Origin of the sequence: Microcoleus sp. Pol7_A1 (genome assembly GCF_036701085.1) — a bacterium.
GTDB classification, from domain to species: Bacteria; Cyanobacteriota; Cyanobacteriia; order Cyanobacteriales; family Microcoleaceae; genus Microcoleus; species Microcoleus asticus.
In genome coordinates this window covers 294,418-318,701 of sequence record NZ_JAUBQD010000001.1, presented here as the reverse complement: position 1 = coordinate 318,701, position 24,284 = coordinate 294,418, and the positions used below count along the sequence as shown (strand labels likewise).

Below are 24,284 nucleotides of genomic sequence, written 5' to 3'. Positions count from 1 at the left end.
CTACAGATAGTAAGCTGTAGGGCATCTAAATTTTATTTTTCGAGCGGGCGGGACACCCCACAAGAATTCTATCGAAAGTGACGGTAAAACTTAGATGCCTCTGGGCTTATCTTTGCGTAAGTTTTGTAAACGTAAAATACGATCGCGCTTTAGATACCAACTTCTTAAAAAAGTCGGGGTTCTGGGTATTCGGTTTTTCCGGCGGAATTACTTATAAATGATTTTTAATTAATAAGCCTGGCTTATCAAAATTGTGAGTCTAAAATCGATCGCATGACGCAGAATTATCTAAGCAAGAGAGAAAACCTGGCTTTAACGATCGGAGTAGTTGACCAAGGACATCATTACATCAAAGGATTTGGCAAGCTCAGCAACACCGCTCTTGCTGTTCCTAATGCTGGTACAATTTACGAAATCGGTTCCGTGACAGAAGTATTTACACTAACATTTCTGGCTAAATTAGTGAATGATGGTAATGTCGAGCTAGACGCTCCGATTCGTCTCTATTTGCCCGTAGAAGTCATCAACCAGTTAAATCCTGCCGTCCAATCCATCACCCTGCAACAGTTAGCAACCCCTACCTCTGGACTGCCGCGTTTGCCCGACCGTTTCCTTGCAGAAATCAAAAATCCTAGCAATCCTTACCTTCACTACACGGCTCAGGAAATGTATGCCTATCTAGCAGAAATCACGCTGCTGAACGAACCCGGTCAAAGCTACGAATTCTCTAACTTGGGCATGGGCTTCTTAGGACATTTGTTAAGCCTAAAAACTTCCAAAGCTTATGAAAAATTAGTGACAGAAATCATTTGCCAGCCGCTGGGTATGACAGATACGGCAATTCATCTGACACCGCAACAGCAGCAGTGCCTTGCGCCCGGTCATTCACCCGATGGAATGCTGACTTCAAAGTGGGATTTTGAGGTGATGGCTCCAGCAAGAGCGTTTCGTTCGACATCTGAGAATTTGTTGAAGTTCCTGCAAGCTAATCTCAGTACCGCGAATACCCAAATGGCTGCGATTTTCGCGCGATCGCAATCACAATATTTTGAGGAAACTTAAACTTTCAGCATGGGCTGAGATTGGCTGATTTCGACTCTGCCGAATGAGCAAGTATTGTATTAGCATAACAGTCTTAGTGGCGGCTATACGAGCTTCATTGGTTTTGACAAAAGCGAGCAAATAGGAGTAGCTATCCTCTAGAATTACGGTGATGCAGCAAATGATGATTTCTCGGTGGCTGAAATGGGAATAACGATATTAATGGAACTAGCTTCGCAGTAGCGCCAGCTAATACATCCAAGACTTATGCAAAAAATAGTTGAATGCGTTCCGGTAGGGGTTAAGGTGCGTAATACACACCCTACAGTATTAGTTTGTGAGTAAGTCCTACTACCATAAAATCCTAATTAGTATTCTCTAAAAGAAAAAGTATTCAAATTGATTGATTGATAATTGTTGCCGGAACCGTAACCCTTCTTTTAAGCAACCTGTGCCATGACCTGTCGCACTGGAATTTTTACGATAAACTCAGTGCCCTTGTCCAGAGTGGAATCACACTCAATCTTGCCGCCGTGTTTTTCAGTGACGATTTGATGACTGATCGACAGTCCCAAACCAATGCCTTTGCCCACGGGTTTGGTGGTGAAGAACGGATCGAAGAGTTTAGAGCGAATGAGTTCCGGGATACCGGCTCCATTATCGGCAATGCTAATCGCGATCGAGTTAGCACTACCGATCGAGGTGCTGATGGTAATGGTAGGTTGTTGGTTATCCCTGACACCTGATGTCTGCAAGGCATCGATCGCATTGCTGAGGATATTCATGAATACCTGGTTGAGTTGACTGGGGTGGCATTCGACCTCCGGTAATTGCCCGTAATTTTTGATGACTTCGATGGCCGGAAAATCGGGTCTGGCTTTCAGACGGTGTTGCAAAATCAACAGAGTGCTGTCGATACCGGCATGGATATCAACGGGTTTGCAGTCCGCTTCATCGAGGCGGGAGAAGTTGCGCAGGGAGAGCACCAGTTGGCCAATCCGATCGCTCCCCATTTTCATCGAACCCAGCATCTTCCACAAATCCTCTTGCAAAAATTCCAGCTCCAGGTATTCTGCCCGCTCTCGGATTTCTGCTACCGGATTGGGATAGTGCTTCTGGTAAAGTTGCACCAAGTCCAGCAGATCCTGAGTGTATTGTTTGACATAGTTCAGGTTGCCTTGAATGAAATTCACCGGGTTGTTGATTTCGTGTGCCACTCCCGCCACCAATTGGGCTAGGGCAGACATTTTTTCACCTTGCACTAGATGCACTTGGGCTTGCTTGAAACTTTCTAAAGCCTGGTTGAGTTCGTTGGTGCGCTGTTCCATGATCCGGGTGGCATTCCGCAGTTGGAGATGCACCCGAATCCGTGCCAAGACTTCTTCATGCTGAATCGGCTTGGTGATGTAGTCCACCGCACCCAGGCTCAGCCCTTTGACCTGATCCACCGAGTCGGAGAGGGCGGTCATGAAAATAACTGGAATATCGCGAGTGGCGGGATTAGCTTTGAGCCGCTGACAGGTTTCAAAGCCATCGATCCCTGGCATCATCACATCCAGCAAAATCAAATTGGGCTCAGACAATTGCACTCGTTGCAGGGCAGTTTCACCATTTTTGGCGATCGCCACCCGGTAGCCCTGTTCGCTCAACAAATCAAACAATACTTGCAGATTGGTTGGGGTATCATCTACGACTAAGATCGTGTTTTCTTGAGATATAGAATAGACTGACATCAGAAAACTCCTAAATATATTGAAGTGATGAATGGCCAATTGTAGATCGATAAATTTGCTAAACCCGCGGCTCGATTAGATGCAGAATGGCTTCCTCATCAAACTGTTGACTCAGTTCTAGAACTCTGTTCGCAAAGGCAATATATTCCGGCGCTAATTTCTTCAAGCGATGGGCTTCCTGCTGGATATCGGTCATAAAACCACCCTGAGCTGCAGCATAAAGGGTTGCCAGTTCTGCTGCAGGCGGTATTATGATGCTAACCTCATCGGCGTTGCTGACAGCGAGTTGAGTCGCCTCTGTTTCGGTTTCGTAAATCCACTGCAATTCTAGATATCGCTGCAATTCGGCAAGCAACCCAGTAAACTCGATCGGTTTGGGGAAGAAGCTATTGCACCCTGCATCCAGACTTTCCTGTACATCCACCTGAGACAGAGTAGCAGGGGAGGCAATGATGGGAGTTTGGGCAAAGTCTGGCAGTTGTCGCAGGCGGCGGGTCATTTCTAAGCCATCCATGATCGCCATATGTACATCGGTAATAATCAAGTCGGGTCGCGTCTGGATAGTGGTATCAAAACCTGCCTGCCCATTATCAGCTTCCGTCAGCTTGAAGCCCAGCGGTTCCAACATATTCACTGCCACCAAACGGTTTTCTTCGCGATCGTCAATGACCAGAATTTTGCGTCGTTCGCCCTGATAGCCAATAACCTTGTGGTTGGCGATCGCATTTTGTGTTGTCCAATCCGATGCTGGAAGCAACTCGATCTCAAACCAGAAACTGCTGCCCTGGCCCATGACACTCTCGACGTGAATTTCGCTGTCCATCTTCTGGATGATTTGTTGACCGATCGCAAGCCCTAGTCCAGTGCCTTCGATGTTGCGATCGCGTTTTCCTGCCTGCTCAAAGGGTAAGAAAATCGTGGATAGTTTTTCTGGGGCAATGCCAATGCCTGTGTCTTTAATTTGGAAGCGAATTCTTGAAAGTTTTGAGTTTTGAGTTTTGAATTCTGAGTTTGAGTCTTCTGACTCCACCGCTTCTACCCGAAACGTGACGGTACCAAAATCGGTAAATTTGACCGCATTGCTGAGCAGATTGAGCAACACTTGCCGCAGCCGTTTGTCGTCAGCATAGACGGCAGTGGGCAGGTTGCTGGCGGGCTGGTAATGAAACTCTACACCTTTTTGCACTGCCTTGACGCGGCAAATATCCACAGTAGAAGAGAGGAAGTTAGCCAGATGGAAATCCTGGGGATAGAGTTCCATCTTTTGCACTTCCAGCTTGGACAGATCCAGAATGTCGTTGATCAGGGTGAGTAAATGGGAACCGCATTGATAAATCACCCCCAATCCTTTCATCTGTTTGGCCGTGGTGGCGGGGTCGCGCTGGAGGATTTGGGTATAGCCGAGGATGCCGTTGAGGGGGGTGCGGAGTTCGTGGTTCATGTTGGCAAGAAACTCGCTCTTGGTGCGGTTGGCGGCTTCGGCTGCTTCTTTTGCCCGCAATATCTCTAGTTCTACGGACTTGCGATCGCTAATATCGCGGCACACAGCAACTCCCCCTTTCAATGCACCGCTGGCATCTCTCAGAGGTCTGCTACTAGCTGTCAGCCAGAAGCCCTTTGGGGCCTGGGGATGACGAGTAAAGATTTCGATATTGTCTACCTGCTCACCCCGAAGGGCCCGCACTAAGGGAATTTGCTCTGTTGGAAGTGGAGTTACCCCATCGGATAGAAACAGTCCATATTGCTCCGACCATTCTTCCGGCTGGCTGTCGGGTATTTTGCCAAACATCTGCTCGGCAGCGGGGTTAAACACCAGGAATCGACCGTTTTCATCGAGAACGAGCACGCCATCGCTCATGCTGTTGAGGATTAGTTGCAACAGGCTAGTCTGGTTTTGAAACGTCTGGTTACTTTGCTGAAGGTCGGTTTCGGCTTGATTCCGCTTCAGGATTTCATGGCAAATCAGGCGGTAAGTCCACAGAATAATTCCTAGGTTGAGGGCGATGCCCACCAGAAATGCCATCATTGCCTCAACGGTTGTGCGGGTGGCAGCTTGCTGTTTCTGCCGCCACCCTACGATTTCGATCGCTTCGATCGGCTGGGTCAGCAGCGTAATCTCGTCGAGCAGTCGTGGGGGGGTGCGATCGATCGCCGCCGCCAGCCCTTTGGTGTCCCGGAGTTCCACGCCCTGCCGGAGTTCCCCCAGGCGGCGCAGGATAAATTCTTCCAGGCGCTTGGTAGCTGCCTGTTGGCCGGGATCGTTCTCTAGCAAGGTTTGCAATTGTCGCAATTCTTGATCGACATCGATCGTCCGAAGCCCAAATTTCCTGAAGTCATTTTTGTTTTGCGCGAGCAGGTATTGCCGCTGGATCTTTTCAGCCTCCTGAAATGCACTGGTCAACGCTTCCAAACTATTGAGCGCTTTTAGATGTTGGGCGATCTGGCGGTTAGTTTCTAAGGTGCGGTTAGCGCTCCAAAATGCGATTCCACTCACTGCTAATGCCAGAAAAGTGGCTGCTCCCAGGCTCCCGGCAACGGTTTTGAGAAAGTTAGAGGGTTGTTTCATCATGTCTGTCTCGTGCTTAGTTTCGTCGATCTAAGACCGCAGAGGGCGGAGTCCAAATTTTTGAAAGACTGTCATTGCCCGATCGCTGCTTAAAAAGTCCAGATACGCCTGCATTTGCTGGGGATGGGGAGAGGTTTTAACTACAGAGGCACCGGAGCGAATTGGCTCATAGAGGTCGGGCGATACGGTGGCTAATACCTTGACCTTGGAAAAAGCTTTGGCTTCGGGCAGAAAGGTAATGCCCACCTCTGCCTCTCCCTGCTCGACGGCTCGCAAGACTTCCCGCACATCCACCTTTGCCCAGACTGCCTTGGACTCCACTGCCTGAAGGATGCCTAACCGACTCAGAATGAGGTGGCTATATTGGCCAACCGTCAGGTCTTTGTTGCCAATTGCCACCGTTTTGAGGCGATCGCTCGCTAACTCGTGCAAATCATTCAGTTGCACCGCAGAATCAGCCGCAGCAATCACCACAATGTCGGTGGTCACTAACTCCCGACGGCTTGCCGGCAGAATCAGCCCTTGGGCTTGCAACGCATCCAGCGGTGAAATATCGGATAACAAAATCCCATCTAAAGGTTCTCCCTGCTCAACGGCTGCCTGGATTACGGCTGTTCCGGCAAATGTCGGATTCAACCAGATATGGGGGTGTTCCTGCTGATAGAGTCGATCGATTGCCTCCACGGCCGTGCGAACCATGGCTGACGCACCCAAATTGAGCGTCACCGCCTGGATGTGGGGTGGGGAGGAGCAACTGCCCAGCCAGAGGGTGAGCGTCAAGGAGAGGAAGCACAATGTCAGCCATCGGAGGAGTTTCATATCAGGTTTCCTGAGATTTCAGTTTCTAAGCCTTGGATGGAGCTGTAAATTTCGGAACAGTCACTACAGCGACTCTCGATTGTCTTTAATATAAAGTCTCTAATATAATTTCTTGGCAACGATACAAACCATTCCATTAATCATCTCGTTCTGAAGTACCTGTAAACCTATTTCAGATAGCCGATCGCACAACCAATTTTTATTGAGCCGCAGTTTTTGGTAAGAACTGGCACTGAATGACCACCGATCGCCCTGTTTTTGATAGAGTAAGTCATGGACTGCTACGCTGTTTTCTTGATACTCCAAGAAACAAGTTAGGATTGTAAATTCATCACTATGTACAGGAATAAAACGCTGAGTTCCATGAAGCTCTGCTGAAACATAATCGCGGAAAGTTAAAATCAACATCCCATTCTCAATCAGCCAGCGCTCAATGTCCAAAAGTAATGAATCGACAGCACTCAATGATTCTAGGTGTGTAAGTGTGTCGCCCATGCAAACAATGAGCTGCGCCTGTTCCTGAATGTGTTGCGAGAAATTAAGCAGATTGTCGTGAATGGTACGGATGGAAAGATGTTTAGCGCGATCGCGCAACTCTGAAAGTAGCGCTTCACAGAAATCTATAGCTACTACCGAAAAGCCTAGTTTTGCTAAAGAAATAGATTGAAATCCTGAGCCTGCACCTAAATCAATGGCTAATCCTCGCGGTGCGGAGTCGAGCGCCAATTGATAAAAAAGAGCGTGATTTCGTTCGATTGCTGCTTCAGGATTTCCTGACATCCAACTGTAAACGGCAGCAAGTTGCTGGTTATAGTGGTCTTGTGCTGTGTTCATTATGATGCTAAGTTCGCTGACTGGTTGAAAAAGAGCAAAATCATTCAATTCGATGGAAACTCAACAACCACTGTCGCCTTTTCGCGGAAAACTGCTAAAACTAAAGTTCAAATCGCAGAATATGACTGCAATAGTCGCGATTCAGAATGAGTATCTTTAGATTGCACCGAAGATTCACAGTGGCGTAACCGTGCCTAATTTTTCAGTGGAAGGTAACAAACCAAGGCTTTATTAAAACGAAAGTAGGCAAAAGAACTAGACTAGCGTTTGAAAAATCAACTGTGGACTTTTACCAAAAAGCTGATTTCTGTGCGCTTTGAATAACAGTGGCACGATGGTCAAAGTACGGATTTGTCTCTTGAAATAATCTCATAATATCGAAGGCATAGGGAAAAGGGAAGAGGGAAGAAGAGAAATCCTTCCACTCTGTCACACTCCCGACTTGTTTTCGATAGCCAGCGGGAGGATCGCACTTGTATATCATTCATATCTAACCGGATTTGATATAATTCATGCTTTGCGATCGCTTTCAATAACTTTTGTAACTCACTGTTCTAGCTTGCCTATTTGTTGATAGTAGCAAATGTAACAATTCATGGTTAAAATTTGTCAAAAACTGGTGCTTAGCTGAAAAGATGCTATTGATTAGTATGCAAAAGTATAACTGAAAAAAGCTGCAACATGGTTCAGACATTCGCAATATCGCCATTGAAGGCGTTCCAGACGAACAGGTTAACTCTACCCCGGAAATGGCGACTATTTTGGGGCAATCCTTTGTGAGTTTGCTGGTGCAAAAAGTCAATAAATCAGCGGCATAATTAACGATCGCGATCGTTAATTATGCTGCCTATCCGGGTCAATCTTAATGCAGGCAGTCATAGCGGGTATCACCTCAGTCGGCAACCCAGGCTACGGCTTTCAAATGGCTTCAACTCCCGCCAAAAGTTTGAGCATACATAAACAATTTTTAGAGTAGGCACAGTATTGCTCAAATACTGTGCCCGCTGCGTAACTTCTGAATATTGCTATTTCCTTGCCGCAGCATTGGATCTGGGGTCTAAAACGTCTCGCAGGCCGTCGCCCAAAAGGTTGAAACCCAGAACAGTCAAGGTAATCAGCAAACCGGGAAACAAAATAGTCCAAGGAGAAGAAAGAGCGTATCCGCCCTTAAAAGCATCAGAAAGCATCGTCCCCAACTCAGGAAGGGGTGGCTGTGCGCCCAAACCCAAAAAACCCAAACCGGCAGCTTCTAGTGTCGCCGTACCAGTCGAAAGAGTTGCTTGTACAACTAGAGGCGCCAGACTTCCCGGCAAAATGTGGCGAAAAATAATCCGCAAGTCGCTGGCGCCCAAGGCCTTGACAGCCAAAACAAATTCTTGTTCCCGCAGAGACAGCACCATACTGCGAGTTAAACGGATGTAAATCGGAATTTGCACGACGCTGACGGCGATAATTACGCTTTGCAGGCTCGGCCCGGTGACGGTAACAACGCCGATCGCCAGTAAAATCGAAGGAAAAGCTAGCAAAATATCCGCCAAAGTGCCGATCGCCATCTCTGCCCACCCCCGAAAATACCCGGCCACCAGCCCCAAAAGCGCTCCCACAATTAAACCCGCACCCACAGAAACCAGGCTAACAAGTAAAGATATCCCCAATCCGTGCCACACCCGCACTAACAAATCTCGCCCCAAACCGTCGGTTCCAAACCAATGTTTAGCGCTAGGAGCCACTAAGCGCAACAAATAATCTCGATCGACCGCCGGATCGTAAGGAGAAAGTAGGGGGGCCAACAGTGCCCAGATCGTCAGCGCTACAGTCAAAATTAAGCCGATTTTCCCCGAAGTCGATCGCCAAAATCGTTGAAAAGCTTGTTGTGGAAATACTAAGTTTTTATTCAATTTTAGATTTTCCATCTTTTGCTGTCACCAAAAAAACTCAGGACTTATTGCCAAACCTTTCAGGACTGAGATAACTGTGGTGCCCATAAACTTATTAATTCATTGACAAGGGCGAGCAATTCAGATACAGACTCATTGACTTCGGGCGCTTCAAATCCATGAATAAATCGGTTTCTTACGCTTAAAAGTAGCATTGCTCGATCGTACTCTTCTATTGAAAGTTCTCCTTGCGAATACATATGTTTGATGAGAGATACAGTGGGAAATCTTTCAATTGGAATAGTAACCTCCTCAGCTCGTCTACGCAAAAGTGCTTCAAGTATTCCCCAAAGTGATAAAAACGCGCCTTCATTTTCTTCTAATGAGATCAGACGTTCACTTTGTGTTATTCTACTAAAAATCTGTTCCCAAGATAATAGATTTACTTCCTTGGCGTTGTCTTTCAGTAAAGCATCTTCTTCAGTAATTAATAAGAAACGCCAGCCTGTATTTTCAGAAACTATTTCAGCAATTTCTTTCAACCTATCTATAGATATTTGCCTGCCAGAACCGTTGAATTCGATTATATAACCTTCGGCTTCGTTCTTTTTTACAATCAAATTTGGACGATATGTTCCTAAATCGAAAGGGATGTCTTCGGGTTCAGGGTCAACCAATACTGTATAGCCTGCTTGTCGGTATTTTTCGGCAATTTTAGATACTGATTTGTCGTGTATTAATTTAGCGGTCATAGATAACTCTCTAATGCTTTTGCTGAATTTATTCTAACGTAAACGCACTCACTGCCAGATATTATGCCACGGAGCAACAATGACGGACATAAAGCAACGTCAAACGTGTCACTAAGCGAGCGACGATGCGACTCCACATCTGTGACAAGTGAATCATCCTCATAAACTAACCCAATTAGTGCATCCTGTATGGGCTTTATGATATTGTCAGTGTCAACTGGATCAGCATCATAAAGGTACACTAAAGCTAAATGAACATTTCCTGAATAAGGAGTTCCTACCCAAGTTTTTGACGCTTCTGCACGCACAAATGCTTGCCAATTCTGTAGCTTGCTTCTCTGCCTCGTTTGCAAAGATACAGGGCGTTTTGGAATCAGAAACTCAAATTGCATTGGCAACTCCGAAACTTGAATGCGAAAAGAAGGGATTAAAGGCTAAATTCAAAGTAGACTATAACTTGCAACTTTTAACACATCAACTTTTGTTTTGTAGATCGCAGTGATTTCCGATCGCCCGTTGGCGAAGCTTGGAGAAGAGGATCGCCCTCACGGATCTTGTATTTCCCTCGCGCCAGTTGTCATCTCCAGCAGCCAGCAGCCACCAGCTACCAGTCGATCGGCTGCTTCTCACTGAGCTCTTCCTTAAAGACCCTTTAAGATATAGAGAACAAGATAAATTTAAAAGCACAATGACATCAACCCTGCTCAAAACCTCCCACCGATCGCCGCTCAACGCCCCAACAGTCCGCCATTTCCCCAACGGCCTCACCGTTATAGCCGAACACTTGCCGGTCGATGCTGTTAACCTCAGCGTATGGCTAAATTTAGGCTCAGCCGTCGAACCAGACGAAATCAACGGCATGGCTCACTTTTTAGAACACATGATTTTTAAGGGAACTCCGAGCATTCCCAGTGGCGAATTTGAGCGCGCGATCGAGCAGCGCGGCGCTGTCACCAATGCTGCCACCAGCCAAGATTACACTAATTACTACATCACCACAGCTCCTAAAGATTTTGCCGAACTAGCTCCCCTGCAAGTCGATGTGTTGCTCAACGCCAGCATTCCCGACGACGCCTTCGATCGAGAACGGCTGGTAGTCTTAGAAGAAATTAGACGATCGGAAGACAATCCCCGCCGCCGCACCTATCAGCGATCGATGGAATTAGCGTTTGAAGTCCTGCCCTACAAGCGACCGGTACTCGGCCCGACTGCGGTAATCGAACAGTTGACAGCCCAACAAATGCGGGATTTCCACAGCAGCAGATATCAGCCGGGCGCCATGACAGCGGTAGCTGTAGGCAATTTGCCAGTCGATCGACTAATAGAAATTGTCGCAGACAGTTTTGCAGCAAAAAGTACAGCACAAAACAACAAAATAAATCTGCCTGATGTCGGCAACTTTCACCCAGAACCCCAAACCCTGAACTACGGGCAAGAATCGCCGTTTACAGAAACAGTCCGCCGCGAATTTGTAGACTCTGCCCTTCAGCAAGCGCGACTGATCGTGATGTGGCGAGTGCCAGGTTTCATGGAAATGTCCGAAACTTATGCCCTGGACGTTTTGGCGACAATCTTGGGTCACGGCCGCACAACTCGCTTGGTTAATGATTTGCGCGAAGAAAAAGGGCTCGTGTCGTCAATTTCGGTCAGCAACATGACTCAGCGACTCGGCGGCGTATTCTCAATTTCCGCTCAACTACCGACAGAAAACTTGGCAGCAGTGGAAGCTGCCATCGTCCAACACATCCGCACTCTCCAAACCGAACTGGTGACAGATGCCGAAATTTCCCGCATCCGCACTCAAGTCGCAAATCGGTTTATCTTTGGTAACGAAACTCCGAGCGATCGAGCAAGTTTGTACGGTTACTATCAGTCGATGTTAGGAGATATCGCTCCCGCCCTCAACTATGCAGCCTGCATCCAAGCTCAGACTGCCGAGGATCTCCGAGAAGCGGCCGTCAAATATCTGTCTCCCGACGCAATGGGTGTTGTGGTAATTCGCCCGGACGAAACATAAATCGGACGATCGCCTCAACAGGGGAATTCTGCCCTCCCTCTGCTTTTGAGGCATCCAACGGCATTCGGCATTCCGCAGAAAGAATGCCAACGGGGACCAGGGATTTTTAGTCAATAGTGCCTGAAATTCGATCGGCTCTCGCCTTGAAGGTTTTGTATCAAATAATTAATATGAACCCTTTAAGGTAGGGACGATCTGTAAAATTACCGTAATTTTATGAGAGGATCGACTGGGAATTATTGACAATCAAGCAATTGGGTCTGGGGCCACCGGATTTATATGCCGTCGTAATTCTAAAATCGAAAATCTAAAATCGAAAATCTAAAATCGATTGACGCGGGCAGACAAGAATGAAATTACAAAACTTTCTAAACTCAAAAATTAGGTACGATGCCAAAGCAATCGCTGCTGACGACGAACTCAGCGGCCAAATTCAAAGTCGCCTTATTGACATGGGTTTACTCAAACCTCCCGTAGACTTCCAATTTGGTCCTCTCTCTACCGCCACCCTCCACCGATTTCAAACTCTGATGAAGTGCGGCGAACCGGGTTTTTTGGGAGCAGTCACAGCCAAAAAGTTGATCGAAACCAAACCAGGGGACATTCCCACACATCCCCTGCTCCTGAAAACGCTTAGAGACACGATTTTTAAATCAAAACCCCTGGCGTCTTCTCAACTTCAGGACTCGGAAAAACAATTAATACCAGCCGGAAAAGAGTTTGAGATCCTGGCTTTTGCTCCGGCTCGCGGTCACATCAGAGTTGCTCTCCGCAACGAGTCTTTCAAAGATTCAGGGATTTGGTATGTTTTCGGAGCACACGCTCAAATTACTCAAGACGAGGTTCTGTTTTATCCCAAACCGAATCCCCCAACTGTCAGGCTTGGCATTCCTTATCTCTCGCAAATGGATAACTTGAACAATCCTACAGGTTCTTGCAATGTAACTTCATTAGCGATGTGTCTGGACTTTTTGAAGGTGCCACAGCGCCAAAAAACCGGGCAATATGAAGACGAACTCTATGAATATGCGATCGCCCAAGGTTACAGTCGCTGGGACCCCTACGATTTAGCGAAAATTGTTAAAGATTACGGCGCTCAAGATTTCTTTACCGAGAATGCAACTATTGATGACGTTCAAGATTGGTTAGCCAGCGGAAATCCCGCTGTCATCCACGGATACTTCACATCTTTCGGTCACATTATAGTTGCCGCCGGCTACGACAGCGAGGGATTCTTCGTTCACGATCCCTATGGCGAGTGGTTCCGAAGTGGCTACGATACAAGTGTCAGCGGTGCTTACTTGCACTATCCCTATCGCTTAATCCGCAGCCTCTGTATACCTGACGGGAATTTTTGGGTTCATTTTATCTCTAAGAATGGTTAAGAGTCATTAGTCATTAGTCATTAGTCATTAGTCATTAGTTATTAGCTAAGAGATAAGTAGCCTCTTGAATTATGCAGCGATTGAAATCGCTTAAGAGTCAAACGAAGTCCGAGCAGAGGGGGACTAAAGAGTAAAAGGGGTATTAAATCTTGATTTGATATTTGCCGTATTTTCTCTCACTAATGACTGCTGACTGAGGACTAATGACTCTGAATTTTCATACTCAAATCCAGCCAAGTCGATCGCGTAATCGGAGCACTGGTAGAAATATAGTCAACTCCGGTTTCGGCTACACTTCTAATTGTTTCTAAAGTAACATTGCCGGAAGCTTCAATTTTTACCCGATCGCTCTTTTCCCGAATTATTTGTACAGCCTGCCGCATCAAATCAAAGGACATATTATCTAACATGATAATATCCGCCTTGTGCTGCAAAGCTGTTTCTACTTCAGCCAGAGTTTCGGTTTCGACTTCGATTGTCAGCGGATAGGGGATAGAATTGCGAATTAGGGCGATCGCCTCTGCAATTCCCCCAGCCGCCGCAATGTGATTGTCTTTAATCATCACCGCGTCATCTAATCCCATCCGGTGATTGCAAGCACCGCCGACTTGAGTTGCGTATTTTTCCAACAATCTCAATCCCGGCGTCGTCTTGCGCGTATCCACCAATTGCACGGGCAAATCGGCAATTTTGTCAACATATTTTTTAGTTAAAGTAGCGATGCCGCTCAAACGCATTGCCAAATTTAATGCTACTCTTTCTCCGGTTAGCAGCGCCTCGAAATTGCCGGAAATCTCGGCGATTACTTCTCCTTTTTCGCACAGTTTCCCTTCGGGTACTTGGGGGATGAAACTGAGGCTGCTGTCTAAAAGTTTAAATGTGCGATCGGCAATTGGCAATCCCGCAATGACTCCAGCTTCTTTGACAATCCATTTAGCAGTACCCTGGATGCTGTTTGCGGGAAATAAGGCCGATGTTGTGCGATCGCCCCTACCGATATCTTCTAGTAGCCAGTTGTGCAATAGGGAGTCTAAAACTATCCAAGGCGGTAATATTGCTGTCATGTTTTTGTTGGTTGTTATATCAAGATGATATCTACTAGGAAGAATAGTCGATCGGGCGATTTTAGGCAAGTTGCACAATGATGATAGTCTTAGTGCTCGTGTGGCGATCGGGATTTGGGAAGCGGGGGCGATCGCACTACATAAGGGGTTATTCTGTTGCTGACTTTGGGTGTTGGTGCTTTAATGGAGTAGATGGGTATCGATCGCGAGAAGAAATCATGATACAGCCAGTCATTTTAGAAAAATTAGCATAACTCCCTGAGTCTCTTCAGACAGAAGTGCTTCCTTACATTGAGTTTTTGATTGAAAAGCAGGCTAAAAACTCAACCCAAGAAAAGCCGACACAGAAGCGTCGTGTTGCCGGAACAATGAAAGGAATGTTTGTTTTACCGCTGCCTGATGACTTTGATGAATCGCTTGAGGATATGAAGAAATATAGGTCATAAATAAAATTATATTGGATACTGATGCTTTTCCTACGTTTGTATTAATAATTAACATCTTATGGATATAGATCCCTCTCTGATTAAGGACATTCCCAGCATGGCTAAAGCTCTCAAAAATGCGAGAGATATGGCTGCATTTAAGCGCATCATGCCTTACTGCCGTCCTTTCCTAAAATTGTTGGGTGTGGATGAAAAAAAAATGGATGATGCCTTAGATAAGGTTGATGACCTTGTTCGTCAAATAGAAGAGATGTCCCAAATTCCAGATCGTTTCAATGACTTATTTGCTTCACGGGGCTGGATTATTTATGACTTACTCAACCTTGAGGTGGCCAAGGCAGCGATCGCAAAAGCGGACTCAGGTGATATAGATGGTGCAGAAACCGACTTAGTGAACTATTACAGCGCAGGAACAGTTAGGTGGAAGTTGCAAGCCATGAAGGAGATTCATGCCTTCCGCCCACGAATACCCCTTGCCCAAAAAGCCTTAGTCGATTACGAGGAAGAACGCTATCATGCCTGTGTTCCAGTCGTGCTGGCATTGCTGGATGGTTTAGTAAATGAACTATACGAGAAACGGCGCGGCTTCTTTGCTGAAGGGGTTGATCTCACAGCATGGGATTCTATTTCGGCTCATAGTCGAGGCTTGCAAGTATTAACAACTCTCTTTCAAACAAGTCGAAAAACGACTAGAATTGATCGAATAGATATTCCATATCGCAACGGAATCATGCACGGTATGGATCTTGGCTACGACAACAAAATGGTCGCAGCAAAAACCTGGGCGGCTTTGTTTGCCACCCATGATTGGGCATTAAAGGCGGAAAAGGGACTGATTGAGGCTCTACCAGAGGAACCTGAGAAAACATCCAATGAAATTATACAACAACAACTTCAAAATAAAGTAAGCATAGAAAAATTGGAGCAGTGGAGACCTAGAGATATTGTTGAGCTTCCTAAAACTGGTGACCCAGACCAATTCCTTGATGGAACTCCTGAGAAGCGGCTTGCTGAATATTTGATGTTGTGGAAAGCGAAAAACTACGGCTATATGGCTAGGTGTTTATCGGTTAAGTTGGGGCCACCCGTTAAAGAATCACCAAGAAGTATTCGTAAAATATTTGAATCTAAAACTTTAAAGTCCTCCGAGTTCACCTCAATACATGATCGTGCAGCGGGTATGTCAATCATTCTAACCTACCTAGTGTTTGAAGAGTACGGACAAGAGGTAACTAAATCATTTGAGTTTCTCTTGATAAATGAGAATTTCAAAGGAGAACCCGAAATTAGAGGCACACCAAACAGTGAATGGAAAATTATCAACTGGGACCTCTATTAATTGAGCTATCAGTCATTATATCCATGCCACTAACAGTCATTCGTCGCCCTAACAAGTCGCTAAAAATAAAAAGTATACACTGTAATCGCGACTAACTCAGTATCGGTCTCGGCAACAATCGGTACTACTTTCTTGAGAGAGTAGAACTTATCCTGCCAATCATTCTTTATTCTTTAGTCCGCGGAGGCGGACTTCATTTGTTTAGTAGCGGTTTCAACCGCCAAGCCATAAAGAGAATGACTAATAACTCCCCCAAAAAACTAAAGCCCTTTTCCGTTGTTGCGGGAAAAGAGCTTTAATTTATTATTAACCTGGCACTGAGCTATTTTACCGGGCAGTGACCTGCCGAGTATCTTCGCCATAGCAACGTTTAACAACCGAGTTCGGGATGGATCGGAGTGGTTCCACCATTAGATCATAAGCACGATGTTGTTATTATTGTATTAAAATAAAAACGACTGCCCTGGGCAATGATGATGAGTATTCGTGATATTACGATCGCCCTTATTGCAGCCACTTCCAGAATCATTCTTGCCAGAAGTCAGCGACTTCCTCGACTTTGTGATGCACAAGCACCAAAATAGAATAGCTGAGCCTAAACTCCCAGACGATATTGCTAAAGCTTGGGCAAAATGGTTCCAGGAGGTCGATAGCTTAAAACTAATGACTAATCAGCCGGAGAGCGAATATCAGCAATTCCTACTCAACAAGTAGCCGATCACAATTAGAGAAACAAACTAATATCCACGTGGAAAAAATCGGCTAACTTCCTGGCTTCATCTATTTCGATCGCCCTTCCGCTAACAAAAACTTTATCAACCTCTGTTTCCGTTCCCAAAACAGAAATCAAATCAGATTTGTCCAAATTTCTCGCATCCATTAAATGTTGCAACATTGAAGCAGCATTTCCTGCAGGAATCGGATAATTTTCAGATTCAAATTTATCAATCAGCGTTATCAAAAGCTCCAGAAATAGCTCTTCCTCCAGCGATCGCATCGGGCGGTGTTCCAGTTCGCAAGCGAGAGCGAGCGCGGCCTCGTTTTCTGCTTCATTTGCGATCGGTTTTGGTTGATACCGAACAAGTAAATCTGTATAAGATTTTGCATCAAAAGTACGGATCATTTTTCCACTCATCCTTACTTAGATTTGCACAGGTAGGGATTGCTTTCCCTATTTAAGCTACAGTAAAAGCTATATTTTCTAGCACTACATTAGGTACATTTCCACTACCTAAAACCTGTGTAGCATCTAAAACTTCTATCCCTACCAATAACTCATTTTCCCCAATATTTAAAGCAATTTCGTCAGTTAACTTTAAAGTGCGACACTGATGCTTGCCTTCTACAAGTCTAATGTAGAGAGCATCAATTTCGGAATCATAACTAATCTTCATAAATTTTTACCTCTTATTCTTCAGTCCGCGGAGGCGGACTTCGTTTGTGTAGTAGCGGTTTCAACCGCCGAGCTTCGTTTGTGTGTTGCTGCGCGGTTTCAACCGCCGAACCCTAAAGATAATGACTACTAACTCGCCCCAAAAACTAAAGCCCTTTTCCGTTGTTGCGGGAAAAGAGCTTTAATTTATTATTAACCTGGCACTGAGCTATTTTACCGGGCAGTGACCCGCCGAGTATCTTCGCCATAGCAACGTTTAACAACCGAGTTCGGGATGGATCGGAGTGGTTCCATTACATCATAAGCACCAGGAAAGCTTTGAAAACTTTTAATCCTGTGTCTGCGTTAAGTTTGATGCGCTGCATCTCTTTTGCTCGACTTAATTACCTTATCAAGTTTTTCTTGGTCTGTCAACCCCAAAGTCAAAACTTTTTTTCGCTCGCCCGAAACCGCCCCAAATAGCCGAGTTTGACGTATTATTTGCCAGTGTTGCCGATCGACCTTTAACTCACAAATCCAAAAAAGCCGCATCGACACCCTGTTCTGTGCGAATCTTCCCGTCCTTCACAAACCGCGCCACAACCTGCTTAAGTGTTAGACGTATTATTTGCCAGTGTTGCCGATCGACCTTTAACTCACAAGTCCAAAAAAGCCGCATCGACACCCTGTTCTGTGCGAAACTTCCCGTCCTTCACAAACCGCGCCACAACCTGCTTAAGTGTTAATTGTTCGATCGCCTTTCGGCTTCTGTCGCAATTTGCCTCAAAGGCCGCAAAGACGCAATTACCAAATTCGTAAAAAACTTTTCCTTTCCTAGCATCAAGTTCGATGACCCAAAATCTGCTGCTGGCCCAGAATATTGAGATTTCTACAAAACTCGCACGTTAGAAATCTCCAACAATTCTTTTGGGGAGTAGGGGTTAGGCATCCTGCCGACCCAAAACTTGCTTTTGTGTAGATGAGTAATAATTCACCAAAAAACTAAAGCCCTTTTCCGTTGTTGCGGGAAAAGAGCTTTAATTTATTATTAACCTGGCACTGAGCTATTTTACCGGGCAGTGACCCGCCGAGTATCTTCGCCATAGCAACGTTTAACAACCGAGTTCGGGATGGATCGGAGTGGTTCCATTACATCATAAGCACCAGGAAAGCTTTGAAAACTTTTAATCCTGTGTCTGCGTTAAGTTTGATGCGCTGCATCTCTTTTCCTCGACTTAATTACCTTATCAAGTTTTCCTTGGTCTGTCAACCCCAAAGTCAAAACTTTTTTTCGAGCGCCCGAAACCGCCCCCAATAGCCGAGTTTGACGTATTATTTGCCAGTGTTGCCGATCGACCTTTAACTTACAAGTCCAAAAAAGCGGCATCGACATCCTGTTCTGTGGGAATCTTCCCGTCCTTCACAAACCGCGCCACAACCTGCTTAAGTGTTAATTGTTCGATCGCCCTTTCGGCTTCTGCCGCATTTTGCCTCTCATGCCGCAAAGACACAATTACCAAATTCCTAAAAAAGTTTTCCTTTCCTAGCATCAAGTTCGATGACCCAAAATCGGCTGGCCCAGAATATTGAGATTTCTACAAAACTCGCATCTTATATCATGTCCGGTCGATCGACCATGATATAATCCGCAGGAACACCACCCCCATCAAATAAAGAAAGCCAAAACGAATTACGATCGCGCCTCATCTGAGTATATACGGCTGTTGTTAACTGGCGGTTTCAATGGTTGTGGTTATATGGTTTTGTACATCCGAGTACCGGAGAAACCAAAAGAGTGGATACTATCCTTTGTCAATAGCCAGCTTTTCGAGCGAGTTTGAGCAGATGAGAGCTCGACATTGGAAAGTAGGGCCGAAAAAAAGAGTCATTTTAGTAATGGATGGAGATCGATGGCATTTGAGTGAAAGCGTGAAAATCCCCTTGGGGATATATTTATATTATCTGCCTTCACATTCACCCGAACTGCAACCTGCCGAAAGACTGTGGCCTGCAGACAAATGAACCGATAGCTAATCACTGTTTTAAAAACGCAAGATGAATGAGAAGCAGTTTTATTTTAGCGGTGTCGAAAACAGTTAAATCTCAAACAGCTCGCGAGCGTGGTTTGGCTCATTTCTGTTGGTGGCCGGAGGCAAAAGTTTAATCATGGTTAATCGACTGGACATGACATCAATTTATGTAACTGCTCACCGCAACGCAGTTCTGGTGAGCAGTTACCTTTTTTGTTTGTTATGATTTTACCTAATAACTATAAGACTTATGCACTTTTAGTCATCAACCCGGTTTCTTCGTCAATTTCTCGTTGCTAACCCAATATTTTGCTTAGAAACCGGGTTGATGGGTGTAATTTTTAAACTCATGACTAATGGCTAATGACATTCGACGCTTCATTCCATTTTTTGACCCCAGCGCGTCTCAATGGGCCGCTGAGGCCCGCTGGCTGAGGTGGCTGACTTTTCTGTGGCTGTTTGTAGGGCTGACAGCATTGTTTTCGGCTTCCTATCCGATCGCAAATTATGAATTTGGAGACGGCCTTTATTATTTTAAACGACAGCTAATCGCAGTGGCGATCGGGCTGGCAGGTTTTAACTTGATGGTGTACTCCCCCCTGCGCTACCTGCTGAAAACAGCTCAGTTAGGCGTCCTGTTGCTGCTGGGATTGCTCTGGTTGACCTTAGTTCCGGGAGTGGGAACCACTATCAACGGGGCGACTCGCTGGATATCTCTGGGCCCGGTTCCGATTATTCAACCTTCTGAGTTGATCAAGCCGTTTTTTGTTCTCCAAAGCGCCCGCATTTTCGGCAACTGGCCCCGGTTGACAAATAAAGTTCGCTTAACTTGGCTGTTAATTTTCGGTGCAATGCTGTTGGGAATTTTGTTGCAGCCGAATTTGAGCACCACGGCTTTGTGCGGCATGACTTTGTGGTTGGTGGCTTTAGCGGCTGGCTTGCCTTACTTGCAGTTGGGCGCAACGGCAATCGGGGGAATGCTGTTGGCGGTTTTAAGTATTAGTTTTAGGGAATACCAGCGCCGCCGGATTATGTCTTTCCTCAATCCTTGGGCCGATCCGATGCAAGACGGCTATCAGTTGATTCAAAGTCTTCTGGCTGTCGGTTCTGGGGGCATTTGGGGTGTGGGTTTGGGGATGTCGCAGCAAAAGTTATTTTATTTGCCGATTCAGTACAGCGATTTTATTTTTGCTGTGTTTGCTGAGGAGTTTGGTTTGGTGGGAGGTTTCTCGCTGTTGCTGATGTTAGCGGCTTACTCTACTGTGGCTTTGAGGGTAGCGATGAAGGCTCGAAATATTGAGTCTCAGTTAGTGGCGATTGGGGTGATGGTGGTGATGGTGGGACAGTCGCTGCTGAATATTGGGGTGGCGACGGGGGTTTTGCCGACTACGGGTTTGCCGCTGCCGTTTTTTAGTTACGGGGGTTCTTCGATGTTGGCGAGTTTGTTGTTGTCGGGGTTGCTGATTCGGGTGGCTAGGGAGAGTTCTGAGGCTGATGTGGTTTCTTTAAACGGCCTCCGTGGAAAGTCTGGAAAGCCGAAGTTGCGATCGAACAACGGCACTGCACAAACCGAATAATTTGTCAATAGCAAACAAACCCGGTTTTTGGCAAAAATCGGGTTTGTTTATTACCTAAAAACTACTGGCAGAATACCAATTTATAGGAACCGGTATTGTAGGGAAGAACACTGATTTTGAGAAAAAAAGAAGTCGGCGATCTTAAGGCAATTCGAGATTTATATCGTCACAGATCAATGTCGATCGACTATTTCCGCCCGTCACCCTTATTTGGCGGTTCTTCTTGTTGTTCTTGAGGTTTAGCTTTGATGTTAGCTAATTCTTTTTTGTCTGGTTGCGGTGTTTCTGGAGTTGAGTTAGCCATGGAGTTTTTTCCTAAATAGATGCACCGCTTCATGATATCTTTTCTGGCTACAAATGTATTGCTGTAGATAGGGGGAGGAAAATCAAGACAGACAATTCGATTTGGGCTTTAATATTAGACAGCATTATGTAGATGCAAATGGCTGTCGCTTGCTATACTGCTGGAGGGTTGCAGCCAAACAAATCGGAGGCGGACGCAAAAACACCTTTGTTAAGAATTAAATGCCGAGAAGGCGAGCTCGAACGATTAACCCTTGCTGCTGCAATTTTCCCAGCATTCGCGTTACTGTTACCAGAAAGAATTGGTTTAAAGCCCCAAGCTCGATCGGCAGAAATTAAAAGAAGACTATTTATTAGTCCAATCCTCTTCCTTCCAGTTAGAGGTCGCTATCTTGCAGTCAACAGTCAACCGTCAACAGTCAACCGTCAACCGAACCGCGTCGTGCAGCAAATCGCATTAGCAATATCTTGATGTGTCAAGCGGATGCTCAAACCAGAGGCCTGTCAAAAGTTATGAAACTGCAAAAAATTGGATTGTCGGCACTGATCTCAATCTTAGCGGGGCTGACTGTAGGCGAGTTTCGGTTTATCCCTAATTCTCAATTTAAAATCATCAATTCTCAGGCCTTGGCTCAAACCCAAGCTCAGCAAGCCGAAGCAGACCGACTGTTAAAGGAAGGGATTCAGCATTATGATATTAGTCAATTTCAAGCTGCATTGCAGTCTTGGCAACAGGCACTAATAATTTATCTAGAAATTAAAGACCGCCAAGGCGAAGGGTGGGCTCGGGGAAGTCTGGGAATTGCTTACGATTCCCTCGGCGACTACGCCAAAGCGATCGACTACGCTCAGCATTCGTTGGCGATCGCCCGAGAAATTAAAGACCGCGAAAGCGAGGGGACAGCTCTGGGAAGTCTGGGAATTGCTTACGATTCCCTCGGCGACTACGCCAAAGCGATCGACTACGCTCAGCAGTCGTTGGCGATCGCCCGAGAAATTAAAGACCGCGAAAGTGAGGGGACAGCTCTGGGAAATCTGGGAAATGCTTACCGTAACCTCGGCGACTACGCCAAAGCCATCGAGTACGCTCAGCAGCAGTTGGCGATCGCCCGAGAAATTAAAGACCGCTACAGCGAGGGGACAGCTCTGGGAAATCTGGGAAATGCTTACCGCAACCTCGGCGACTACGCCAAAGCCATCGAGTACGCTCAGCAGTGGTTGGCGATCGCCCGAGAAATTAAAGACCGCCGAAGCGAGGGGGGGGCTCTGGGAAATTTGGGACTTGCTTACTTTTCCCTCGGCGACTACGCCAAAGTCATCGAGTACGCTCAGCAGCAGTTGGCGATCGCCCGAGAAATTAAAGACCGCCAAAGCGAGGGGGCTGCTCTGGGAATTCTGGGAATTGCTTACTTTTCCCTCGGCGACTACGCCAAAGCGATCGACTACCAACAGCAGTCGTTGGCGATCGCGCGAGAAATTAAAGACCGCGAAAGCGAGGGGAAAGCTCTCGGAAGTCTGGGAATTGCTTACCTTTCCCTCGGCGACTACGCCAAAGCGATCGACTACGCTCAGCAGTGGTTGGCGATCGCCCGAGAAATTAAAGACCGCCAAAGCGAGGAGACGGCTCTCAACAATCTAGGATTCGCTCTCTCCAAATCTGGCAATCTCCCAGCAGCAGAGAAAACCCTACTTGATAGTATTAAAGTTTCGGAATCTCTCCGTGCTGGATTAGGCGATGCCAATAAAGTGTCAATCTTTGAAACTCAAACTAACCCCTACCTCACTTTACAAGAAGTCTTCATTGCTCAGAAAAAAACTAATGACGCTTTAGAAATTGCCGAACGGGGTAGGGCCCGAGCTTTTGTGGAGTTATTGGCATCTCGCCAAGCCCCCTCTGCATCTGTCCCAACTACTATCAACCCCCCCAATATCCAGCAAATTCAACAAATCGCTAAAGAGCAAAACGCTACCCTCGTCGAGTATTCCATTATTAGGAATGAAGCCCTCTATATTTGGGTCATCAAGCCGACTGGTGAAATTACCTTTCGCTCCGTTGACCTGAAATCTCTCGACATCAATCTACCCGAAGCCAGCGAAGAGACAAGAGTATCTGCTGCTACCGGGAGGAGAGGATTAAACGAGCAAGATACCGCCTTAGCTGAGATGATTCGCGGCACTCGCGATGCTCTCGGTGTATTGGGGGACACTGCCAATACACAAACAGCTAATTCCCCTGCTTCTACCACTGCTAATTCTCGGATACTCTACCCCAAATTACAGCAAAGTTATCAACTACTCATTCAACCCATTGCCGATCTTTTACCTACTGACCCGAATGCTCCTATCATCTTCATTCCCCATCAATCCCTGTTTTTAGTTCCCTTTGTCGCCTTACAAGATCCGACAGGTCAATATTTGATTGAAAAACATACCATCCTCACTGCTCCCGCCATTCAAATTTTGCAGTTCACCCGCCAATCACGGCAAAAAAACCGACAACTTTCTCTCCAAAATAACCTCGTCGTCGGCAATCCAATTATGCCCAAAATAGGCACCCCGCCCCGCCAATTAGATCCCTTACCGGGCAGCGAACGGGAAGCAATTACAATTGCCCAACTTCTGAATACTAAACCGATTACAGGCTCTCAAGCGACTAAAGCATCGATTACTCAACAGATGCTAAAAGCCCGGATTATTCATCTGGCAACTCACGGATTACTCAATGAAGTGAAGAGCCGAGATTTACCGGGAGCGATCGCCCTAGCTCCATCAGGAAATGATGACGGATTGCTGACTTCGAGCGAAATTTTGGATTTAAAATTAAATGCTGAATTAGTGGTATTAAGTGCTTGCAATACTGGCAGAGGAAAACTCACAGGCGATGGCGTGGTTGGGTTATCTCGTGCTTTAATTAGTGCTGGAGTTCCTAGTATTCTGGTTTCTCTGTGGTCAGTACCAGATGATTCTACAGCGGAATTAATGGCAGGATTCTATCGCCAGTTACAGCAAAACCCGAATAAAGCTCACGCTTTGCGGCAAGCAATGCTGATGACAATGAAGATGCACCCAAATCCTCAAGATTGGGGGGCGTTTACGCTGATTGGCGAAGCAGAATAAGATTTTTTTCTG

General features: G+C 46.1%; 25 protein-coding genes and 3 rRNA genes. 12 read left to right on the top strand and 16 right to left on the bottom strand.

All coding sequences use genetic code 11. The features are described from left to right. Nucleotides 1-273: 273 nt before the first annotated feature. Entirely contained in the window at nt 274-1,062 is a 789-nt protein-coding gene (locus tag QUA20_RS01490; protein WP_333184654.1) for a serine hydrolase domain-containing protein, read from the top strand. A 419-nt stretch (nt 1,063-1,481) separates the two neighbouring features. On the opposite strand, the gene QUA20_RS01485 is transcribed toward QUA20_RS01490, so the two are convergent. The 7 genes from QUA20_RS01485 to QUA20_RS01455 all read right to left on the bottom strand — a co-directional run bounded on the left by QUA20_RS01485 (nt 1,482) and on the right by QUA20_RS01455 (nt 10,014). Then, complete coding sequence (locus tag QUA20_RS01485; RefSeq protein ID WP_333184652.1) at nt 1,482-2,774, bottom strand: response regulator; 1,293 nt, start codon at nt 2,772-2,774, stop codon at nt 1,482-1,484. A gap of 58 nt (nt 2,775-2,832) precedes the next feature. After that, complete coding sequence (locus QUA20_RS01480) at nt 2,833-5,343, bottom strand: ATP-binding protein (protein WP_333184650.1); 2,511 nt, start codon at nt 5,341-5,343, stop codon at nt 2,833-2,835. Between the two features lie 27 nt (nt 5,344-5,370). Next, the gene (gene modA / locus QUA20_RS01475) at nt 5,371-6,159 is read right to left on the bottom strand and encodes a molybdate ABC transporter substrate-binding protein (protein WP_333184648.1); all 789 of its coding nucleotides are present in this window, start codon (nt 6,157-6,159) and stop codon (nt 5,371-5,373) included. 99 nt (nt 6,160-6,258) lie between these two features. Beyond that, a complete protein-coding gene (locus QUA20_RS01470; RefSeq protein WP_333184646.1) occupies nt 6,259-6,993 on the bottom strand; it encodes a class I SAM-dependent methyltransferase in 735 nt (244 codons plus the stop codon). 1,025 nt (nt 6,994-8,018) lie between these two features. Further along, entirely contained in the window at nt 8,019-8,906 is an 888-nt protein-coding gene (locus QUA20_RS01465; RefSeq protein WP_333184643.1) for an ABC transporter permease, read from the bottom strand. A gap of 44 nt (nt 8,907-8,950) precedes the next feature. Continuing rightward, on the bottom strand, nt 8,951-9,622 hold the full coding sequence (locus QUA20_RS01460) for a hypothetical protein (RefSeq protein WP_333184640.1): 672 nt from the start codon (nt 9,620-9,622) through the stop codon (nt 8,951-8,953). Continuing rightward, nucleotides 9,619-10,014: a RusA family crossover junction endodeoxyribonuclease gene (locus QUA20_RS01455; protein WP_333184637.1), complete on the bottom strand. Its 396-nt coding sequence runs from the start codon at nt 10,012-10,014 to the stop codon at nt 9,619-9,621. The genes QUA20_RS01460 and QUA20_RS01455 overlap by 4 nt, the downstream gene beginning before the upstream one ends. A gap of 106 nt (nt 10,015-10,120) precedes the next feature. On the opposite strand from QUA20_RS01455, the gene QUA20_RS01450 reads away from it, so the two are divergent. The 3 genes from QUA20_RS01450 (at nt 10,121) to QUA20_RS01440 (ending at nt 13,024) form a co-directional block, all read left to right on the top strand. Continuing rightward, nucleotides 10,121-10,255 (top strand): hypothetical protein, encoded by a 135-nt coding sequence (locus QUA20_RS01450; protein WP_333184634.1) that lies wholly within the window; start codon nt 10,121-10,123, stop codon nt 10,253-10,255. A 55-nt stretch (nt 10,256-10,310) separates the two neighbouring features. Continuing rightward, nucleotides 10,311-11,639, top strand: coding sequence for a pitrilysin family protein (locus QUA20_RS01445; protein WP_333184632.1), 1,329 nt, complete (start codon nt 10,311-10,313; stop codon nt 11,637-11,639). Between the two features lie 350 nt (nt 11,640-11,989). Beyond that, the gene (locus tag QUA20_RS01440; RefSeq protein ID WP_333184630.1) at nt 11,990-13,024 is read left to right on the top strand and encodes a C39 family peptidase; all 1,035 of its coding nucleotides are present in this window, start codon (nt 11,990-11,992) and stop codon (nt 13,022-13,024) included. A gap of 200 nt (nt 13,025-13,224) precedes the next feature. On the opposite strand, the gene nadC is transcribed toward QUA20_RS01440, so the two are convergent. After that, nucleotides 13,225-14,088, bottom strand: a complete 864-nt coding sequence (gene nadC, locus QUA20_RS01435; RefSeq protein WP_333184628.1) for a carboxylating nicotinate-nucleotide diphosphorylase — start codon at nt 14,086-14,088, stop codon at nt 13,225-13,227. A 77-nt stretch (nt 14,089-14,165) separates the two neighbouring features. Here nadC and QUA20_RS01430 point away from each other — a divergent pair, with 77 nt between their 5' ends. The 3 genes from QUA20_RS01430 (at nt 14,166) to QUA20_RS01420 (ending at nt 15,873) form a co-directional block, all read left to right on the top strand. Beyond that, entirely contained in the window at nt 14,166-14,342 is a 177-nt protein-coding gene (locus QUA20_RS01430) for a hypothetical protein (protein WP_333184627.1), read from the top strand. Nucleotides 14,343-14,366: 24 nt separating this feature from the next. Further along, a complete protein-coding gene (locus tag QUA20_RS01425) occupies nt 14,367-14,534 on the top strand; it encodes a DUF2281 domain-containing protein (RefSeq protein WP_445242703.1) in 168 nt (55 codons plus the stop codon). A 97-nt stretch (nt 14,535-14,631) separates the two neighbouring features. After that, a complete protein-coding gene (locus QUA20_RS01420) occupies nt 14,632-15,873 on the top strand; it encodes a hypothetical protein (protein WP_333184625.1) in 1,242 nt (413 codons plus the stop codon). A 309-nt stretch (nt 15,874-16,182) separates the two neighbouring features. Here QUA20_RS01420 and rrf (QUA20_RS01415) read toward each other — a convergent pair. Next, nucleotides 16,183-16,302: ribosomal RNA gene (rrf, locus tag QUA20_RS01415) — 5S ribosomal RNA — on the bottom strand. 57 nt (nt 16,303-16,359) lie between these two features. Here rrf (QUA20_RS01415) and QUA20_RS01410 point away from each other — a divergent pair. Continuing rightward, on the top strand, nt 16,360-16,587 hold the full coding sequence (locus QUA20_RS01410; protein WP_333184623.1) for a hypothetical protein: 228 nt from the start codon (nt 16,360-16,362) through the stop codon (nt 16,585-16,587). 10 nt (nt 16,588-16,597) lie between these two features. On the opposite strand, the gene QUA20_RS01405 is transcribed toward QUA20_RS01410, so the two are convergent. The 7 genes from QUA20_RS01405 to QUA20_RS01375 all read right to left on the bottom strand — a co-directional run bounded on the left by QUA20_RS01405 (nt 16,598) and on the right by QUA20_RS01375 (nt 18,756). Further along, nucleotides 16,598-16,996 (bottom strand): transcriptional regulator, encoded by a 399-nt coding sequence (locus QUA20_RS01405; protein ID WP_333184621.1) that lies wholly within the window; start codon nt 16,994-16,996, stop codon nt 16,598-16,600. 52 nt (nt 16,997-17,048) lie between these two features. Next, entirely contained in the window at nt 17,049-17,267 is a 219-nt protein-coding gene (locus QUA20_RS01400) for a DUF2283 domain-containing protein (RefSeq protein ID WP_333184619.1), read from the bottom strand. Nucleotides 17,268-17,461: 194 nt separating this feature from the next. Further along, a 5S ribosomal RNA gene (gene rrf, locus QUA20_RS01395) occupies nt 17,462-17,578 on the bottom strand. Between the two features lie 33 nt (nt 17,579-17,611). Beyond that, nucleotides 17,612-17,797 (bottom strand): hypothetical protein, encoded by a 186-nt coding sequence (locus QUA20_RS01390; protein WP_333184617.1) that lies wholly within the window; start codon nt 17,795-17,797, stop codon nt 17,612-17,614. Further along, nucleotides 17,775-17,924, bottom strand: coding sequence for a hypothetical protein (locus QUA20_RS01385; RefSeq protein ID WP_333184615.1), 150 nt, complete (start codon nt 17,922-17,924; stop codon nt 17,775-17,777). Before QUA20_RS01385 ends, QUA20_RS01390 begins: the two co-directional genes overlap by 23 nt. A 372-nt stretch (nt 17,925-18,296) precedes the next feature. Beyond that, nucleotides 18,297-18,413, bottom strand: a 5S ribosomal RNA gene (gene rrf / locus QUA20_RS01380). Nucleotides 18,414-18,609: 196 nt separating this feature from the next. Continuing rightward, complete coding sequence (locus QUA20_RS01375) at nt 18,610-18,756, bottom strand: hypothetical protein (protein WP_333184613.1); 147 nt, start codon at nt 18,754-18,756, stop codon at nt 18,610-18,612. A 232-nt stretch (nt 18,757-18,988) separates the two neighbouring features. Here QUA20_RS01375 and QUA20_RS31905 point away from each other — a divergent pair, with 232 nt between their 5' ends. The 4 genes from QUA20_RS31905 (at nt 18,989) to QUA20_RS01360 (ending at nt 24,272) form a co-directional block, all read left to right on the top strand. Further along, a complete protein-coding gene (locus tag QUA20_RS31905) occupies nt 18,989-19,267 on the top strand; it encodes a transposase (RefSeq protein ID WP_445304632.1) in 279 nt (92 codons plus the stop codon). Between the two features lie 364 nt (nt 19,268-19,631). After that, entirely contained in the window at nt 19,632-20,852 is a 1,221-nt protein-coding gene (locus QUA20_RS01370) for an FtsW/RodA/SpoVE family cell cycle protein (RefSeq protein WP_333184611.1), read from the top strand. A 442-nt stretch (nt 20,853-21,294) separates the two neighbouring features. Further along, nucleotides 21,295-21,627 (top strand): hypothetical protein, encoded by a 333-nt coding sequence (locus QUA20_RS31900; RefSeq protein ID WP_445304631.1) that lies wholly within the window; start codon nt 21,295-21,297, stop codon nt 21,625-21,627. A gap of 41 nt (nt 21,628-21,668) precedes the next feature. Beyond that, a complete protein-coding gene (locus tag QUA20_RS01360; protein ID WP_333184609.1) occupies nt 21,669-24,272 on the top strand; it encodes a CHAT domain-containing protein in 2,604 nt (867 codons plus the stop codon). The last annotated feature ends 12 nt before the right edge of the window (nt 24,273-24,284 follow it).

Excerpts from the sequence above, each read along its gene's own strand:
- QUA20_RS01490 (WP_333184654.1), top strand. The coding sequence starts at position 274 with ATGACGCAGAATTATCTAAGCAAGAGAGAAAACCTGGCTTTAACGATC.
- QUA20_RS01485 (WP_333184652.1), bottom strand. The coding sequence starts at position 2,774 with ATGTCAGTCTATTCTATATCTCAAGAAAACACGATCTTAGTCGTAGAT.
- QUA20_RS01480 (WP_333184650.1), bottom strand. The coding sequence starts at position 5,343 with ATGATGAAACAACCCTCTAACTTTCTCAAAACCGTTGCCGGGAGCCTG.
- modA (WP_333184648.1), bottom strand. The coding sequence starts at position 6,159 with ATGAAACTCCTCCGATGGCTGACATTGTGCTTCCTCTCCTTGACGCTC.
- QUA20_RS01470 (WP_333184646.1), bottom strand. The coding sequence starts at position 6,993 with ATGAACACAGCACAAGACCACTATAACCAGCAACTTGCTGCCGTTTAC.
- QUA20_RS01465 (WP_333184643.1), bottom strand. The coding sequence starts at position 8,906 with ATGGAAAATCTAAAATTGAATAAAAACTTAGTATTTCCACAACAAGCT.
- QUA20_RS01460 (WP_333184640.1), bottom strand. The coding sequence starts at position 9,622 with ATGACCGCTAAATTAATACACGACAAATCAGTATCTAAAATTGCCGAA.
- QUA20_RS01455 (WP_333184637.1), bottom strand. The coding sequence starts at position 10,014 with ATGCAATTTGAGTTTCTGATTCCAAAACGCCCTGTATCTTTGCAAACG.
- QUA20_RS01445 (WP_333184632.1), top strand. The coding sequence starts at position 10,311 with ATGACATCAACCCTGCTCAAAACCTCCCACCGATCGCCGCTCAACGCC.
- QUA20_RS01440 (WP_333184630.1), top strand. The coding sequence starts at position 11,990 with ATGAAATTACAAAACTTTCTAAACTCAAAAATTAGGTACGATGCCAAA.
- nadC (WP_333184628.1), bottom strand. The coding sequence starts at position 14,088 with ATGACAGCAATATTACCGCCTTGGATAGTTTTAGACTCCCTATTGCAC.
- QUA20_RS01430 (WP_333184627.1), top strand. The coding sequence starts at position 14,166 with ATGATGATAGTCTTAGTGCTCGTGTGGCGATCGGGATTTGGGAAGCGG.
- QUA20_RS01420 (WP_333184625.1), top strand. The coding sequence starts at position 14,632 with ATGGCTAAAGCTCTCAAAAATGCGAGAGATATGGCTGCATTTAAGCGC.
- QUA20_RS01405 (WP_333184621.1), bottom strand. The coding sequence starts at position 16,996 with ATGATCCGTACTTTTGATGCAAAATCTTATACAGATTTACTTGTTCGG.
- QUA20_RS01400 (WP_333184619.1), bottom strand. The coding sequence starts at position 17,267 with ATGAAGATTAGTTATGATTCCGAAATTGATGCTCTCTACATTAGACTT.
- QUA20_RS01390 (WP_333184617.1), bottom strand. The coding sequence starts at position 17,797 with ATGCGGCTTTTTTGGATTTGTGAGTTAAAGGTCGATCGGCAACACTGG.
- QUA20_RS01385 (WP_333184615.1), bottom strand. The coding sequence starts at position 17,924 with ATGCGGCTTTTTTGGACTTGTGAGTTAAAGGTCGATCGGCAACACTGG.
- QUA20_RS31905 (WP_445304632.1), top strand. The coding sequence starts at position 18,989 with ATGGTTGTGGTTATATGGTTTTGTACATCCGAGTACCGGAGAAACCAA.
- QUA20_RS01370 (WP_333184611.1), top strand. The coding sequence starts at position 19,632 with ATGGCTAATGACATTCGACGCTTCATTCCATTTTTTGACCCCAGCGCG.
- QUA20_RS31900 (WP_445304631.1), top strand. The coding sequence starts at position 21,295 with ATGGCTGTCGCTTGCTATACTGCTGGAGGGTTGCAGCCAAACAAATCG.
- QUA20_RS01360 (WP_333184609.1), top strand. The coding sequence starts at position 21,669 with ATGAAACTGCAAAAAATTGGATTGTCGGCACTGATCTCAATCTTAGCG.